This is a genomic window from Synechocystis sp. LEGE 06083 (assembly GCF_015207725.1).
In the GTDB taxonomy this organism is placed as follows: domain Bacteria; phylum Cyanobacteriota; class Cyanobacteriia; order Cyanobacteriales; family Microcystaceae; genus Synechocystis; species Synechocystis salina.
On record NZ_JADEWJ010000063.1, the window covers coordinates 1 to 15,887 of the forward strand.

General features: G+C 50.0%; 12 protein-coding genes. 3 read left to right on the top strand and 9 right to left on the bottom strand.

The window, feature by feature from the left end:
• The 3 genes from proS to IQ219_RS06920 form a co-directional block, all read left to right on the top strand.
• Positions 1 to 1,655, top strand: a 1,655-nt coding sequence (gene proS, locus IQ219_RS06910) for a proline--tRNA ligase (RefSeq protein WP_194072142.1), incomplete at its 5' end; no start/stop codon positions are given.
• A 128-nt stretch (positions 1,656 to 1,783) separates the two neighbouring features.
• Positions 1,784 to 2,251, top strand: coding sequence for a hypothetical protein (locus tag IQ219_RS06915; RefSeq protein WP_199309744.1), 468 nt, complete (start codon positions 1,784 to 1,786; stop codon positions 2,249 to 2,251).
• Between the two features lie 113 nt (positions 2,252 to 2,364).
• Positions 2,365 to 3,615, top strand: coding sequence for an HhoA/HhoB/HtrA family serine endopeptidase (locus tag IQ219_RS06920; protein ID WP_194072143.1), 1,251 nt, complete (start codon positions 2,365 to 2,367; stop codon positions 3,613 to 3,615).
• 49 nt (positions 3,616 to 3,664) lie between these two features.
• Here IQ219_RS06920 and IQ219_RS06925 read toward each other — a convergent pair whose 3' ends face one another.
• From IQ219_RS06925 to IQ219_RS06965, 9 genes are all read right to left on the bottom strand, one after another.
• Complete coding sequence (locus IQ219_RS06925) at positions 3,665 to 4,657, bottom strand: aldo/keto reductase (RefSeq protein WP_194072144.1); 993 nt, start codon at positions 4,655 to 4,657, stop codon at positions 3,665 to 3,667.
• Between the two features lie 56 nt (positions 4,658 to 4,713).
• Positions 4,714 to 6,507 (bottom strand): translational GTPase TypA, encoded by a 1,794-nt coding sequence (gene typA / locus IQ219_RS06930; RefSeq protein ID WP_190598738.1) that lies wholly within the window; start codon positions 6,505 to 6,507, stop codon positions 4,714 to 4,716.
• Positions 6,508 to 6,604: 97 nt separating this feature from the next.
• Positions 6,605 to 8,446 carry an EAL domain-containing protein gene (locus IQ219_RS06935; RefSeq protein WP_190598739.1) on the bottom strand — a complete coding sequence of 614 codons (1,842 nt, stop codon included), beginning with the start codon at positions 8,444 to 8,446 and terminating at the stop codon, positions 6,605 to 6,607.
• Between the two features lie 28 nt (positions 8,447 to 8,474).
• Positions 8,475 to 10,595 (bottom strand): EAL domain-containing protein, encoded by a 2,121-nt coding sequence (locus IQ219_RS06940; protein WP_190598740.1) that lies wholly within the window; start codon positions 10,593 to 10,595, stop codon positions 8,475 to 8,477.
• Positions 10,596 to 10,810: 215 nt separating this feature from the next.
• Positions 10,811 to 13,378 carry an EAL domain-containing protein gene (locus tag IQ219_RS06945; RefSeq protein WP_228016771.1) on the bottom strand — a complete coding sequence of 856 codons (2,568 nt, stop codon included), beginning with the start codon at positions 13,376 to 13,378 and terminating at the stop codon, positions 10,811 to 10,813.
• Positions 13,379 to 13,453: 75 nt separating this feature from the next.
• Complete coding sequence (locus IQ219_RS06950; protein ID WP_368667578.1) at positions 13,454 to 13,993, bottom strand: universal stress protein; 540 nt, start codon at positions 13,991 to 13,993, stop codon at positions 13,454 to 13,456.
• Positions 13,994 to 14,009: 16 nt separating this feature from the next.
• Entirely contained in the window at positions 14,010 to 14,390 is a 381-nt protein-coding gene (locus IQ219_RS06955) for a hypothetical protein (protein WP_190598743.1), read from the bottom strand.
• Positions 14,391 to 14,638: 248 nt separating this feature from the next.
• A complete protein-coding gene (locus IQ219_RS06960; protein ID WP_194072147.1) occupies positions 14,639 to 15,262 on the bottom strand; it encodes a flavin prenyltransferase UbiX in 624 nt (207 codons plus the stop codon).
• Between the two features lie 67 nt (positions 15,263 to 15,329).
• A partial coding sequence (locus IQ219_RS06965) for a HEAT repeat domain-containing protein (protein WP_194072148.1) occupies positions 15,330 to 15,887 on the bottom strand: 558 nt, incomplete at its 5' end.

Consider the following 15,887-nt stretch of genomic DNA (forward strand, 5'->3'; position numbering starts at 1 on the left):
GCCTGGGACCCACCCACGAAGAAGTGATTACGGCGATCGCCAAGGAAATGATCCGTTCCTATCGTCAACTGCCGGTGAATTTATACCAGATTCAGACCAAATTCCGGGATGAAATTCGTCCCCGTTTCGGTTTAATGCGGGGGCGGGAATTCATTATGAAAGATGCCTATTCTTTCCACTGCGACGAAGCTAGTTTAAAGGCAACCTACGGGGCCATGGACCAAGCCTACAGAAATATTTTTAGCCGTTGTGGCCTAGACTTCCGGGCGGTGGATGCAGATTCCGGGGCGATCGGTGGTTCCGGCTCCCAGGAATTTATGGTGCTAGCGGATGCGGGGGAGGATGAAATTCTTTACACCGAAGATGGCCTGTATTCCGCCAACATTGAAAAAGCGGTGTCCCTCCCTACGGATGCTAAACCGTCTCCTTTTAGTGCGTACAAAAAAGAACCAACCCCTGACACTGCCACGATCGCCAAGATGTGCCAATGCTTGGATTGTGATGCCAGCAATGTGGTGAAAAACGTTTTATATCAAGCGGTGTTTAATGCGAGCAAAACGGTTTTAGTGCTAGTGAGTATCCGGGGCGACCAGGAAGTTAACGAAGTAAAACTGACCAATGAGTTAACTAAGTTAGCATCCCATTATGAAAGCACTAATATTTTGAGCTTGACCGTTCCCGATGAAAAGGAACAGCAAAAATGGGCAGCTAAACCCTTACCACTGGGCTATATTTCCCCCGGCGTTAGTGATGATTACATTGCCAAATATCCAGAAAATCTTAACCCAGATAAACTGAACTTTATTTTCGGAACTGATGCAAAAATTTTCATCGAAAAAAATATTAGTTCTGTATCTGAAGTTATGGAGTGCATTAATAAACAACCTCAGTCCAAACGTGGTGACTTACTTTTCCAACTGCGGAATGATCAATCTCGTTATGCGGTACCAAGTTTTCTCCGCCTGGTGGATCAAACAGCGGTAGATTTAACTAACTTTGCCACCGGCGCTGATGAAGTTGATTACCATGTCACCGGAGCTAATTGGGGTACTGACTTTGACCTCCCCAAATTGGTGGTAGATGTGCGTAAAGCCCTGGTTGGCGATCGCCCGGTCCATGATCCCAACGGTGAATTAAAAACTGCCCGGGGCATCGAAGTGGGGCACATTTTCCAATTGGGTACTAAATATTCCCAAGCCATGGGGGCTACTTTTACCAATGAACAAGGGGAAGAAAAACCTTTAGTGATGGGTTGTTACGGCATTGGTGTTTCCCGCTTAGCCCAGGCCGCCGTTGAGCAGAGTTACGACAAAGATGGCATTATTTGGCCCACGGCGATCGCCCCCTACGAAGTGGTCATTGTGGTGCCCAATGTGGGGGATGGGGAACAAATGCAGGTGGCCGAGCAAATTTACGCAGAATGCCAAGCCGCCGGGGTGGATGTCCTGCTCGATGACCGCAACGAACGGGCCGGGGTCAAATTTAAAGATTCCGAACTAATCGGCATTCCCTATCGGGTGGTTACCGGCAAATCCCTCAAACAGGGACAGTTAGAAGTGGTCAAGCGGGCCGATAAAAGTGTTCAAAATCTGGCGATCGCCACCGTTGTCCCGACCTTAGTCACCTGGATCAAAGCAGACAAAAAAGCTAGTTAAAATTACCTAGCTCCCTGGTCAGTCCAGTTGTAGAAATAGCACCCTTTGGCGTCAGCTCTTTAGGGAAAAATGCTATGGTCAATGTGTCTTGAATATCTTGAATCACTTTTTCCAGAGGGTAGGTTGTGATGAAATCTTTACTGCGGGGAATTGCCCTATCGGTGTCGGTGTTAATGGCCACAGGGGGCTATGGATTGACCACTTCAGCCCAGGTAGCTCCAGGGGATGACATACCCACCGTGGAAGAGGCCTTGGATACCCCTGATGTAGATGACATCACTGACCAACCCGACCAATTGGTCACCTGGGTATGTAAAAACGGCAGTAAAAGTGTTGCAGTAGAAGTTAAAGAACTGAAGGGTTGGCAAGAAACCGTCAACCCAGACCAAACTTGGGAATGCGAACAAAATATTCCCCCCGTTCAGCCTGATGATGCCACTTTTTCCTGTGAAACTAACGCCACCATGGGACTAATCACAGTCTTCTGGCTAGAAGGGAAAGGCGGTAAGGCAGAAATGACAAGCTGGATGAATAACTTAGCCAACAATCAAAATATGGTCTGTACCCACGGAGAAAGTAATCCCTTCTGGGAATAGGGTTTTCTTTTGCCATTGGCCTGAGCTTGGGGGGAAGTGGTTTTCGTCCTTTGGTAACAACTTCCCCAGCTCCAGTTTGTTAAAGTTAAGGCACTGACTATTAACAATTTTCCATGGCAATTCATCTGAAGGCATCACATTTAGGCGTGGCCGTGCTTCTACTCCTCTTCGGTGGGGCGATCGGTGCCGCTGGGGGGGGTTATCTTTTGTCTTCAGGCCAAAACCGTTCCTCCCTCGATTCTCCTGTCAATACCAGCCCCCAAAGTCTGACTCCTGTCCCCGTCGAGAGTAATTACCGCAGTGCCCTCCCCCTGCCTCTGCCCCGCTCTGCCCAGGATGATCAGGAGTTAAATTTCATTGCCCGGGCGGTGCAAAAAATTGGTCCCGCAGTGGTCAGAATTGATGCGGAAAGGAGCGCCTCTCCCCAGAGTGGCCCCATGGGAGACCAACCCTTTTTCCGTCGCTTTTTTGGTGAAGAAATGCCCACCAACCCCGACCCCAGGGAACAGGGGACCGGTTCTGGTTTCATTTTGAGCCCTGACGGAGAAGTTTTGACCAATGCCCATGTGGTGGAAGGAGCCAGCACTGTCAAAGTAACCCTCAAAGATGGTTCTGTCCTGGAAGGCAAGGTGATGGGGATCGACACCATGACCGATGTGGCCGTGGTAAAAATTGAGGCGGAAAATTTGCCTGTGGTGGAAATTGGCCAGTCCGATCGCCTGCAGCCTGGGGAATGGGCGATCGCCATTGGTAATCCTTTGGGTTTGGACAACACTGTTACCGTTGGCATTATCAGTGCCCTGGGGCGTTCCAGTTCCGAGGTGGGGGTACCGGACAAACGGGTGCGTTTCATCCAAACCGATGCGGCCATCAATCCTGGTAATTCCGGTGGTCCCCTGCTCAACGCCAAAGGGGAGGTGATTGGGGTTAACACCGCCATCCGAGCCGATGCTCAGGGACTAGGATTTGCCATTCCCATCCAAACGGCCCAAAATGTGGCAGAAAATCTGTTTACCAAGGGCAAAATGGAGCATCCCTACCTTGGCATTCACATGGTTACTCTCACCCCAGAAATGACTAAACAGTTACGAGCCAGTGGGGAATTGCCAGCAGGGGTGACAGCGGACAGAGGGGTTTTAATTGTCCAAGTCAGTCAAGGTTCTCCGGCGGCCCAGGCCGGGTTAGCCCCTGGGGACATTATTCTCGAAGTGGGGGGCATGGGGGTTAAAACTGCCAGTGACGTTCAAGAACGGGTGGAAGTGAGCCAAATCGGTGAACCCTTGGCGATCGCCGTTAAGCGTGGCCAAAAATCACAAATGATTGCAGTGCGACCAGGGCCCTTCCCCGAAGACTTGGGCCGATAAGCGAAGAACTTCGATTAGTTCCGGTCAACCTAACTAACCTTTGCACGAGCTAACGACTCTGGAAAATATTCTGCACCATAGTTTGGGGCAAGGAAGCCGCCTGTCCATTCAGCTCATCCATTTCCCCACTGTCTAATTTCCAACCCAAGGCTCCCAGATTGTCCTGTACCTGCTGGCAGTTTTTTGCCCCTGGAATAGGCATGGTGCCCTGGCATATACACCAGTTCAATGCGACCTGGGCCATGGTTTTTTCCCGCTCCGTGGCGATCGCCTGGAGAGTGTCCAGCAGGGGCTTAATTTTGGGCAATAACCGCCGGAACAATAGGCCACGAATGCCTGGCGGGAAAGGCCCTTGGGGGCTATATTTGCCAGTCAACAGTCCCAGGGTCAGGGGACTATAGGCAATTAATTTAATGTCCAGTTGATCACAGAGGTCTTTCAAACCCAATTTACTGACGGGATCTGTGGAAAGCAAAGAATATTGCACTTGCAGACTGGTAATTCTAATCCCCTCATTCCTGCAAAAGTTATAGGCCTTTTGCAGACGTTTTGGGCCAAAGTTCGATAAACCTAAAGCTTTAGCGTCGCCCCGTTGACAGAGTTGAGCTAAGCCCTTGAGCAGGGCCTGTTCTTGCCAGGGGGCATAGTTGGCAGTAGACCAATGGAGTTGCACCAGATCAATGGGTCGCTGTAGTCTTTCCCTAGAAGCAATGCCGGCCTTAACCATGGCCTGCGGTGTAAGTCGCCACGGGTAGGGAGCCAATTTGGTGGCCAGGCAAATTTTGTCCTGATTTGCTCCTCCATAGGCCTGGGAAAATTGCCCCAATAGTTTTTCACTTTGTCCTTGGAGTCGACCGGTGCCGTAGGAATCGCCAGTGTCAAAAAAGGTTATTCCCGCTGCCACACATTGCTCAAACACCCGTTGCAGTTCCCCGTCCATGGCAGGCTGGTAGCCCCAGAGCAATTTGTTACCCCAGGCCCAGGTGCCACAACCCATGGTGGGCCAAATGATCGGGGAAGGTTCTGTGGTGCTAACTGTCATCAGAAAAATGGGCTTGCAAGCTCGCCCTTGAGAGCAACTTCATTGTTTCGTCAAAATTAACGTTTGACTAACTTTTTGCGGGCCACTTTCCGTAAACGGATAGATTCCGGAGTAATTTCCACCAACTCATCGGGGCCAATATATTCCAAAGCCCTTTCTAAGTTCATATCTTCCGGTGCTTGGAGTTGCACCAATTCATCCCCAGTGGCGGAACGGTGGTTAGTTAATTGCTTGGTTTTACAAACATTCAGTTCGATATCCTGGGGTCGGTTATGTTCACCGATAATCATGCCTTTATAAACCTTGGTACCGGGGGTAATGAAAAACACTCCCCGATCCTCAGCATTTTTCATGGCATAGAAGGTGGCCACCCCTTCCTCAAAAGCTACCATTACACCGTTATAGCGGGTTTCCAAATCGCCACTCATGGGACGGTATTCCAAGAAACTGTGGTTCATAATGCCTTCCCCCCGGGTAATGCGGATGAAATCCCCCCGGAAGCCCAGTAGGCCCCGGGCCGGAATGACAAATTCCAATTGGGTGCGACCGTTCACGCCGGTTTGCATATCTTGCATTTCCCCCCGCCGTTGTCCTAGGCGCTCGATGCAAGAGCCGACAGCGGCCTCCGGTACGTCTAAAACTAGGTATTCCACCGGTTCACAGGGCTGACCATTTACTTCCCGATAAATCACCTGGGGCTGGGCCACTTGAAATTCATAACCTTCCCGCCGCATGGTTTCAATCAAAATGCCGAGGTGCAATTCTCCCCGACCGGATACCAAAAACTGCTCTGCACTTTCCCCGTCTTCCACCCGCAGGGCAACGTTCGTTTCCAATTCCCGATTAAGGCGGTCCCGAATTTGACGGGAGGTGACAAATTTGCCCTCCTGCCCTGCAAAGGGAGAATCGTTGACCGAAAAGGTCATCTGCAATGTGGGCTCATCCACCTTAATCAGGGGTAAAGCTTGGGGTTCATCCGGGCAAGTCAAAGTCTCACCGATATTGGCATCGGCAAAACCGGCGATCGCCACAATGTAGCCAGCACTAGCCTCAGCCAACTCGACCCGGCTCAGACCTTCAAAGCCCAAAAGCTTACTTACTTTCCCCCTGGCAATGGAACCATCTTCTTTAACCAAAGCGGCCTGTTGCCCGGCTTTAATGGTGCCGTTATGGATGCGGCCAATGATAATGCGCCCCAAATAATCGGAGTAATCCAGGGTGGTCACCTGTAATTGCAACGGTTTGCTCGGATCGCCGGCCGGGGGCGGGACATGGTGCAAAATCGCCTCGAACAGGGGCTTCATGTCCTCCGATTCATCTTCGAGGCTTTCTTTGGCAAAGCCCGCTAAACCAGAAGCAAACAAAGTAGTGAAATCACATTGGTCATCGTCTGCCCCCAGTTCCACAAATAAATCAAACACCTTATCCACTGCGGTGTTGGGGTCGGCCCGGGGACGATCAATTTTGTTAACCACCACCAGGGGACGCAGACCCTTTTCGAGGGCTTTTTTGAGCACAAAGCGAGTTTGGGGCATGGGGCCTTCATTGGCATCGACGATTAAGACGCAACCGTCCACCATACCCAGTACCCGTTCCACTTCTCCACCGAAGTCGGCGTGGCCGGGGGTATCGACAATATTAATTAACGTATCTTGGTAGCGGACCGCTGTATTTTTGGAGAGAATGGTGATGCCCCGTTCCCGTTCCAGGTCGTTGGAGTCCATCACGCACACCGGTACATCTTCCCCTTCCCGGAAAATGCCTGATTGCTTCAAAAGAGCATCAACAAGGGTGGTTTTACCGTGATCAACGTGGGCAATGATGGCGACATTGCGGATGGGAAGAGACATAACGGGCAAGCGGCTTCAGGGTCCGCATTAACAATTTGTAATATTCAGTCTATCCTACCGTTGGCTTCTCTGGCGCAAACAGCCCCTAAAACTAAACCTAATCACCCGCAATGTATTTGTGTAAAAAGCTATTGGCTGCCAAAATATTTAACGGTTCAGTGAAACAGTAGCCCTGCATGAAAAAGCAATTGAGGCTATCCAAAATATTAATCTGTTCTTCCTGTTCGACCCCCTCGGCCACCACCTTCAAGTTGAAGGTTTTACCAAGACTGATCAGAGTTTCCATCATGGTCAGATTTGGAACATTATCTGGTTGTTCCAGCAACTGTGCCGTGAGGGATTTGTCAATTTTTAGCTTTTGGAAAGGCAAATCCTGGAGACAACGCAGGGACATATAATCCGTGCCAAAATCATCGAGGGAAAAGCCCACGCCATAGTTGTGCAAGTTAGTAATAATTTGTTGTGCCAGGCCAAAATCCTTCATCACAGTGGATTCTTGAATTTCTAACTCCAAATAATGGGTCTCCATCTTAGCCATGGCGATCGCCTCCATGACCATATTTTTGAGCAAAGGATGGTAAAACTGCTTTTCGGAAATATTAACGGAAACCAAAAAGGGACTTTGCAATTGCTCTTGCCACAGGACATTTTGTTGGCAAGCCGTTTCTAAAATCCACCGGGTGAGGGGCACCATAAATTCCGTTTGGTCACTCCAGGGCAAAAACTGGCCCGGGGGCAGTAGGCCCTTTTGGGGATGTTGCCAACGGATAAACGCCTCCATGGCCTCAATGGTCTTTTTGCGCCAATTAATCTGGGGCTGATAGTACAATTCCAACTCATGTTGTTCCAGGGCCCGCAGTAAGCGCTTTTCCACGATCGCCAAACGCTTCTGATCAGAATCAGAAAGTTCTGGCACTGGCTGGGGGGCATCGATGCGCACATCCACCGCTGTTTCGATATGGTCATCCGCCTCCCCTGCTCCGGGATTGGTGATTTGGGGTAACAACTGCTGTAAATTTTCCCTGATATGCTCAATCAAATCATTCACCTGCTCCCCATCCACCGGATAGAGGGACACCCCGTAGGTAATTTCCGGTTGGAAAGGTCTTCCCCCCGCCATCACCGGAGTTAGCACCGGTTTCATCAAGCGTCGGGCAATCCCCAACAGACTGTTCGTGTCCTGCACCTGGGACACCAGAAAAATAAACTCATCCTTATCCCAACGGGAAACAATATCTCCATTGCGCAAATTTGCCTTCAGCTTTTGCCCCGCTTCCTGCAGAAAAGCATTGGCCACCGCATCCCCTCGTTTGCGCTTGATGTCAGACCAATTATCAATTCGACAGAGCAAGACCCCTACCTGGGCATGGTGACGGCGGGCATTGGAAAGGGCAATATTTAGGTATTCCAAAAACAGAGTCTGGTTGGGCAAATCCGTCGCCGTATCCAGATAGGACTGCTCATGGAATGTTTCATCATTGGAGCCGGCCAACAAATCAACCCCTTCCCTAGCGTTATAGCTAGAAGCAATCTGGGCAGAAACCGCCTCATTGTAGGGGGAAGTCTGGGGTAACATTTCCACCGGCTGGGAGGAAGAATCACCGAACCCCTCTCCGGTAACGTGGTAACTAGCATTGATACTACAGCCAAAATTAATTAGGTCACCATTTTTTAACTCATGGATGAGGCGTTTTTCCCCGTTCACAAAGACGCCGTTTTGACTTTTATTGCCTTCTAGATCCCCATCAATAATCCAAAAACATTCTTCGTTGGTTTTACTATTGGTCTTCCGCATCAGGGTGGCATGGTGCCGGGAAGCCTGCCGAGAATGTATCTGGATGCTAGTACCAGAATGGCGGCCAATAGAGTATTGCTGTTCGTCCAGGATTATAGTTCTTCTTTGATTGGCATCTTCTAGAACTAGTATGTGTTGCTTCATAGAGAATTAGGGAACTATCAATTCTAAGTTATGCCAGAGGATCAGCCTTGATTTTATTTTGACTTAAAAGTTCTGTCGCGGCATCAACTTTGAGGGGTTTACTGAACCAAAAACCTTGTATTTCCTGGCATTGTAGTTTTTGTAGTACTTCCAACTGCTGTTGGGTTTCTACGCCCTCACTAATTATGCGGATGCCCAATTTTCTCCCCAGGGTCATAATGCCAGTAACGATCGCCTCGTTGACGGGACTGTGGTCCAAATCCTTGATAAAGGACTGGTGGATCTTGACGGCGGGAATCTTAAACTGTTGCAAGCAGGACAGACTACCCAAGCCAACACCAAAATCATCGAGGGAAAGATTGACCCCCATGGCGGCTAACTGCTCGATGGCCCGACGGGAATAGTCGATGTTTTCCATAATGATGCTCTCAGTCACCTCAATGGTCAACCAGTGGGGCTCCAACTGATTCTCCTCTAGGATACTTTGAATATTGGCAATCAAGTCGGGATTTTGAAATTGGTTGAGGCAGAGATTAATACACACCGGCAAAGGGGGAACCCCCGCCGCTTGCCATTGCCGATTCTGTTGACAGGCAGTTCTTAAAATCCATTCACCGATGGGCACAATTAAATCAGTTTTTTCCGCCAGGGGAATCAAATTAACTGGAGAAATTTCGCCAATTTCAGGGTGGTGCCAACGCAACAGGGCCTCCATGCCGGTAATTTCCCCCGTGTTGATCTGGAGAATGGGCTGGTAGGTCAGATAAAACTGTTGCTTGTCCAAAGCCTCGTAGAGGAGATTTTCCAAGCGAAAAAACAGGTTAGCTTTGGAGGCCGCCTTTTCGTTAAAGAAGGCAAAGGAGTCAAAGTGTTTTTCCTTAATCTGTTCCAGAGCGGTGTGGGAATTTTTCAGTAGGCTAGCCCCATCGCTACCGCCATCGGGATAAACGGCGATGCCCACCTTACCCTTAAGGTGAATTTTTTGTTTGGCCACATCAATGCCTTCCTCCAGCATGGCCAGCATTTCCTTAACGGTTTCTGTGAGAGCTTGATTATCCCCCGGTTCCTTGAGCAAAATGGCAAATTGTTTTCCCTGCCAGCGGCAGGCCAAGCCTTTCTTCTCCGTCCACTGGCTCAAGCGTTTGGCTACGGTTTTGAGGAGAATTTCCCCACACCCCAGTCCGAATGCGTTGATCATCCGTTCATAGTTATAAAAATTGAGGAATAGGATCGCCAACCGACTCTGGTCTCGCTGTACTTTTGCCAAGGAGATCGCCAATTGTTCCTCAAAAAAAGCATGGTTAGGTAGCCCGGTCATGGGGTCGTAGAAAGTATGTTGGGCTAAACTATCTTCTGCTTGTTGCCGCCGGGTAATGTCAATTAAGTAACTACGAATAATTTGATTTTCAGTTAAATAATGAACGTATTGCTCATAGCATTCATCCCCATTTTTCACTTCTCGCAAAAGCAAATTGCCCCGGACGTTTTGGGCTTGGTTAAGCAGACCTTCCAGAACAGGATGGCTAACCCCCCGGTCATTGATATCCCGAAACTTAATACTAGCGGGGGGATTTAGATAAACGATCTTGCCATTGAAATCAATTTCCACAATGGGATGGGGACTAAGCTCAGCAAAAGAAGAAAAACGCACCAAATCAGCGGAACTAGGGGCCAAACGGGAGGCTTCCTGTTCCTCTTCATTAATAATGGTAGATTTGCTGGTATATTCCCCTAAACTTTGGCGCGACAGGTCTTCAAAGGACATGGCCTCCAAGGGGTTGAACATAGCGATTTCCAAGGAAGTGGAAACGATGTAGTAACTAGCCTTGGACTGACTGCCAAATAGGATCACATCTCCATGCTGCAGGTCGTGGGATTCACTATCCTGACCATTGATAATCAGACCATTAGTACTGCGATTGCCTTCCAAATCCCCATCTAAAATCCGGTAGGAATAACTTTCATTTTGGGGGGTGGGTTTGATGCGAATCAGGGTGGCGTGATGACGGGATACCACCTGGTCGTAAATGACAATATCATTGCTGGATTCCCGTCCGATGGAATAGGTTGGTTCGTCCAAGGAAATAATACGACGGGCTTTTTGATCTTCGATCACAAATATATGTCGAAATTCAGGCAGGTTAGTCATAACAGCAAGGATGGGCGGATGGGCAAGGGAAATATTTATCTTGACCCGATGATGGAGACAAAATCTGGCTAAATTGCGACCCCACCTCTAGTTTGACATAACCCCTAGCGGTTTGATCGTACTTCTTAGGCAAACTTTATTAACGGTTTACTCGAGGTTTGGGCGGACCATCAATGAAGGCAAGTTGCGGTTAGTTTTAATGATGGGGATAAGACCTAGCTTTGGTGTAATTGTTTCTGTAAAAATTGCCCCATTTCCCGTTTCCGTAGGGGACGACTCAACAAAAATCCTTGTACTTCTTGGCATTGCAGTTGCCGGATCAGGCTGAGTTGGGCTTCGGTTTCTATCCCTTCGGCCACTAGACGATATTGGAAGCCCTGGCTCAATACAAGTATGGACTGGAGAATGGCCATTTCCTGGGGGGTACCCCGCAATTGGGCCATGAATCCTTGATGAATTTTGATGGCGGTGAGGGGAAACTGGGTGATAAAACCAATGCCCATTTGGCCGCGACCAAAGTCGTCTAGGGCAATTCTGACGCCAAAGGCTTTGAGGTCTTGGAGAATAGCCAGGGCTCTGGACGGTTGTTGTCGCAGGGTATTTTCGGTGATTTCTAGCTCCAACCATTGGGGATCCAAGCCGGTTTCCTCCAGGGTTTTGCCTACCATCATCACCAAGTCTTGGCGATAAAATTCTCGCACTGAGAGGTTAATGGCGATCGCCCGGGGGGGTAAACCATCCTTTTGCCAATCTACATTTTGTTGACAGGCGGTGCGAAAAATCCAATCGCTGAGTTCAAAAATGAGATTACTACGGGCGGCAATGGGAATCAGTTTTTCGGGGGCAATCTCTCCCACTTCCGGATGTTCCCAACGGAGTAGGGCTTCCATGCCGGTGACTTCCCCACTTTGGAGATGAATTTGGGGTTGGTATTGCAGGGTAAGTTGGCGTTTGGCGATCGCCTGTTGGAGAAGATTTTCTAGGCGGGCTTGATGGAGGGCTGCGGTGCTAAACTTCGGATCATAGAATTGGTAGCAATTAAAACCAGTCTGGCGTAATTTTTGCAGGGCAGTATTGGCCCGGGAGAGTAAATCTTCGGCCCGGTTACCATCGTTGGGGTAGGCGGAAATGCCAATGTTGACATTAAAGATAATTTCCCGTTCCCGCACTGTTACGGGGTTTTTCAGACGATCTAAAATTCTTTCCGCTAGACGAATGGAATCCTGGGGACTTTTGATCTTGGCTAGAATAATCACTAGGGTGTTGCTATCCCATTGTCCGACGGTATCTCCAGAGCGCATACAATCGGCGATCGCCCCGTGGAAGGCCATAAACACCTCATCCCCAAAGCTAAAACCATAGGCCTGGTTAATGCGATTGAGAATCTCCAGGTGGATAAACATTACCCCCATGAGATGCTGATGGTGGGCCGCCGCATCAATGGCGAGGGATAACTCCTTCTGTAGGTTGACCCGGTTGGGGAGCTTGGTAATGGGGTCATATAACGCCTGGTTGGCCAAGGTTTCTGAATAGCCCTGGCGACCCCGGGGGGTGCGCATGACAAAACAGTACACTTCCCTGTCTTCCCAGGGTTGGCGATACACTTCCCCCTTCACCTGCACCGTTTGCCCCTCTCGATTACGGTACTCCAGTTCCGGTGCCGATAGGTAATCTTGGGTTTCCAAGTTAATTAATAATTCTTCGATCACTGGCCGTTCCGCGGCCATCAACTGATAAAGGGTGAGGTCCAGAACCTCTGGTTCTTCATAGCCCAATAATTGGCAAAAAGCACTGTTGGCTTCAACCACGGTTTTGGTGCGGGCATCCACCAGGAGAAAACCTGTGGCCGTATATTCTCTATAGGCACGCAAACGGTGGTGGAGGTCGTTCAACCCTTGCTCCATTTTGCGATACTCGGTTACGTCCTCGCTGTAGCACTGCAAGCGACTCCGGTCTGGCTCGAGGAAAACCCGCTGGTGGAAAATTTGTTGGCCGATGGGAATATCTCGCTCCAATTGCAAGCCCTCCCTGGTAAGGGATAAATTGGCGAGCCCTTGGATTAGGGGATGTTGGGCCTGGATGGCCATTAATTCCGGAAATAAGGCTTTCGTTGCCCCGTTGGCGTAGAGTACCCGCCCTGCGGTGGTCAACTCAACAATTAACTGGGTACTATTTTCGCTCAGGGTGGCCGGCGGACGATGGCTTGGCCCTGGGGCACTGCGGCCCACATCCGGCAGTTCCTCGTTATAGACCACCGCCGTAGAAAAGGATGAATCTTCCTCTACTTCCACTGCTTCATGGTCAAACCCGGCCCCTTCTCCATACTCGTGGTCAGCCAGGGCAAAGTTGAGGGGATCCACGTAGGTTTCCCCCATGATCGGGTTGGCCGCCACCGATACTGGTTCGATTCCATAGGGTTGTTCCTCCGACTCCGTGGTCAAATTCATAATGTGGTAACTGGCTTTGGACTTGTTGCCAAAGCGAATTACGTCCCCGTGTTCCAACTCGTGGGAAAGACAATACTGACCATTGATCACTATGCCATTTGTACTGCGTTTACCCTGGAGATTGCCGTCAATTAGACGATAGGTGTATTGATGATTTTGGTAGTCGTTAACCCGGATCAGGGTGGCGTGGTGGCGGGAAACTTGGCGATCGTAAATGGGTATGGCACTGCCGGGGTCTCGACCAATGTCGTAGGTGTTTTCTTCCAGGGAAACGATGCGGCGAGACTTCTGATCCTCAATGACCAGAACGTGGCGGACAATGGAATCGTTACTCATGGGAGGCATGGCTCAGGGTATGGTTTTATTTAACTTGGGGAAGCTCCGCGGTCAACTTCAGGACCCGATCGCCTCTCAGTCCGGGGTTGGCACCACAAACACGCAACAGTGGGCATGGTGAAAGACATAGTTACCCACACTACCAAGGAGAATTTCGCTTATTCCCCACCGGCCCCGGTGCCCCACCACAATGATGTCACTGTTATCCTCTTTGGCTCGCTGGCAGATAATTTTGCCTGGACTGCCCAAAATTTGTTCCGCTTGGCAGTGAATGCCCAAATCCAATGCTTGCTGACGACGCTTTTCCAGGGTGTCTAACCCTTCCTGTTCAAAGGTTTGCCATTGCTGTTGCCACACTTCCATAGTTAATTCATTGCCCACAGCAGGGTAAATTTCATCCATATTGACCGGGATGGGCAAAGGACTGCCCTCTTCTTCGGCGGACAACACATGGAGCAACAACAGGGAAGCCCCATAGGCCTTGGCTAGGGATAAACCTTTTTCTAAAACTTCTTGACCTGCAGGGGACAGATCCAAGGCGACGAGAATACGGTTGAACAAGTTAACCCTCCAAGGCTTTGAGCAGTGGGCAAAGATTTGCGCCTTATTTCCCACAGGACAGAATGCTTTTTCAATGCCCTGGTTTACATACATTGTAATCTTCGTGGGAGACGATTTCTTTTGGCTCTAGGCGATCGCCATCATCCTGACAAATTAGCCGGTAATGTCTAGTGACTGGAATACTGATCACTAGGCGATCGTGCCTAAGGCGTTTGCCATAAAATTCGCGGTAGTCGTTCTGTTCCGCTAACCCCGCCAGAATTTGCCTAGCCTTAATCACCACGTTGCGGGGGAGATGGGTCAAATCAATGGGATCTTCCTCAAAGGTAGCTTTCCAAGCGGCCCGGGACTGTTTCCTTTCCTCTTGGTCAATGTGTTTTTGCACACAGCGATGACATTCTTGGCCATAACCCTTATGGCCACAGGGAAAAGTTTTTTTACGTCTTGCCATGGTGTTTACAGTTAGGTGGAGGGTGAGCATCTGTAGAACAAACTGCTTGACAACCGCGCCCTAATCAATCACCTCCCCTCAACCTTTCTGGCGGCAATGCCAAACTTTGCCCACAGCCGCCGACATGGGGCGGTTTTTTTATAGCTTAGCGGCTAATCTCCGTGACGGAACAATGGCCCCAACCAAAGTCCTGGGTCAATGCTGCCATGGACTAAAGGCAATGGTCTTGGTCCTGGCGTCCCTCTTCATCACAGTTCGGGGGTCGGCCCTCCTTGCCAACGACTCAGGGGTACACAGTCGATCGCCAATTGATCCAAGGCCCTGGCTACGACAAAATCCACCAGATCTGTCACGGATTGGGGGCAATGATACCAAGCGGGAATGGCGGGCACAATGCGGACCCCGGCCTCAGCCAAACTGGTGAGATTGCGCAGATGGATCAAACTGAATGGTGTTTCCCTGGGTACCACCACCAAGGGTTTGCCTTCTTTGATTTGCACATCCGCCGCCCGCTCCAACAGATCGGAACTCATGCCCACCGCTAGTTTAGCCACCGTGCTCATGCTACAGGGCATCACCACCATGCCGGCGCAACGGTAGGAACCACTGGCAATGGTGGCCCCCACATCTCCCCAACGGTGACAAATAAGTTTTCCACCGGTTTCCACCCCAGCTTGGTGCCGCCAAAAGTCTGCCTGGGCGGAGGGTTCCCCTGGCATTTGAATATTTTGTTCCGCTTGCCAGACTTGGTAGCTGGCCCGGGAAGCCACCAGTTCGATGGTGTAGTCCGCCGTCAGTAAATGCTTGATGGCTCTGACGGCATAAATTAGCCCAGAGGCACCGCTGACCCCCAAAATTAAAGGTTGTGCCATGGTGTGTTGATTTTTAGTTAGTTTTTAACTGTTTCTCTTTACATATCTTTACAAACCAATCGACGTATTAGATCAGACCTTCCATTTCCAGGTCTTCAATCATCTGTAGCCCCCTGGCGTCCCCCAGTCGTAGTAGGGCGGATTTGGCATCTTCCTTCACGCCAAAATCTTCATCTTCCACTAGAGCTTCTAAGAGAGCATCGATCGCCGTGGCATAGACCACATTGGAGGGCAACTCCCGACACAGTTGCCCCACTGCCCAGGCACAATTACTGCGGACAGCGCCCATTTTGTCCCTCCTCAGACCCTCTATTAAAGGAGGAATGGTGGCAATAACATCTTCGTAGGCCAATTTGGCAATGTTGGGTAAACTGCTGGCACTCCAGAGACGCACGGCGGAAATGTCGGTTTTTAGAGCATGGATTAAAGGAGCTAAGGCCCGGCGATCGCCACAATTGCCCAGGGCCCAGACCAATCCTTTGCGGACATAACCGTTAAAATCCGTTTGCAAACTTTGAATTAGCGGTTCCACTATGGCCTGGTCAGTATTACGCCCCAACGCATAGGCCGCACTCACCCGCACCAGGGGACAGCTATCCCGTAATAAATTGATCAGCGGCTCCAC

Excerpts from the sequence above, each read along its gene's own strand:
- IQ219_RS06920 (WP_194072143.1), top strand. The coding sequence starts at position 2,365 with ATGGCAATTCATCTGAAGGCATCACATTTAGGCGTGGCCGTGCTTCTA.
- IQ219_RS06960 (WP_194072147.1), bottom strand. The coding sequence starts at position 15,262 with ATGGCACAACCTTTAATTTTGGGGGTCAGCGGTGCCTCTGGGCTAATT.
- IQ219_RS06935 (WP_190598739.1), bottom strand. The coding sequence starts at position 8,446 with ATGAAGCAACACATACTAGTTCTAGAAGATGCCAATCAAAGAAGAACT.
- IQ219_RS06915 (WP_199309744.1), top strand. The coding sequence starts at position 1,784 with ATGAAATCTTTACTGCGGGGAATTGCCCTATCGGTGTCGGTGTTAATG.
- IQ219_RS06940 (WP_190598740.1), bottom strand. The coding sequence starts at position 10,595 with ATGACTAACCTGCCTGAATTTCGACATATATTTGTGATCGAAGATCAA.
- IQ219_RS06945 (WP_228016771.1), bottom strand. The coding sequence starts at position 13,378 with ATGAGTAACGATTCCATTGTCCGCCACGTTCTGGTCATTGAGGATCAG.
- IQ219_RS06955 (WP_190598743.1), bottom strand. The coding sequence starts at position 14,390 with ATGGCAAGACGTAAAAAAACTTTTCCCTGTGGCCATAAGGGTTATGGC.
- typA (WP_190598738.1), bottom strand. The coding sequence starts at position 6,507 with ATGTCTCTTCCCATCCGCAATGTCGCCATCATTGCCCACGTTGATCAC.
- IQ219_RS06925 (WP_194072144.1), bottom strand. The coding sequence starts at position 4,657 with ATGACAGTTAGCACCACAGAACCTTCCCCGATCATTTGGCCCACCATG.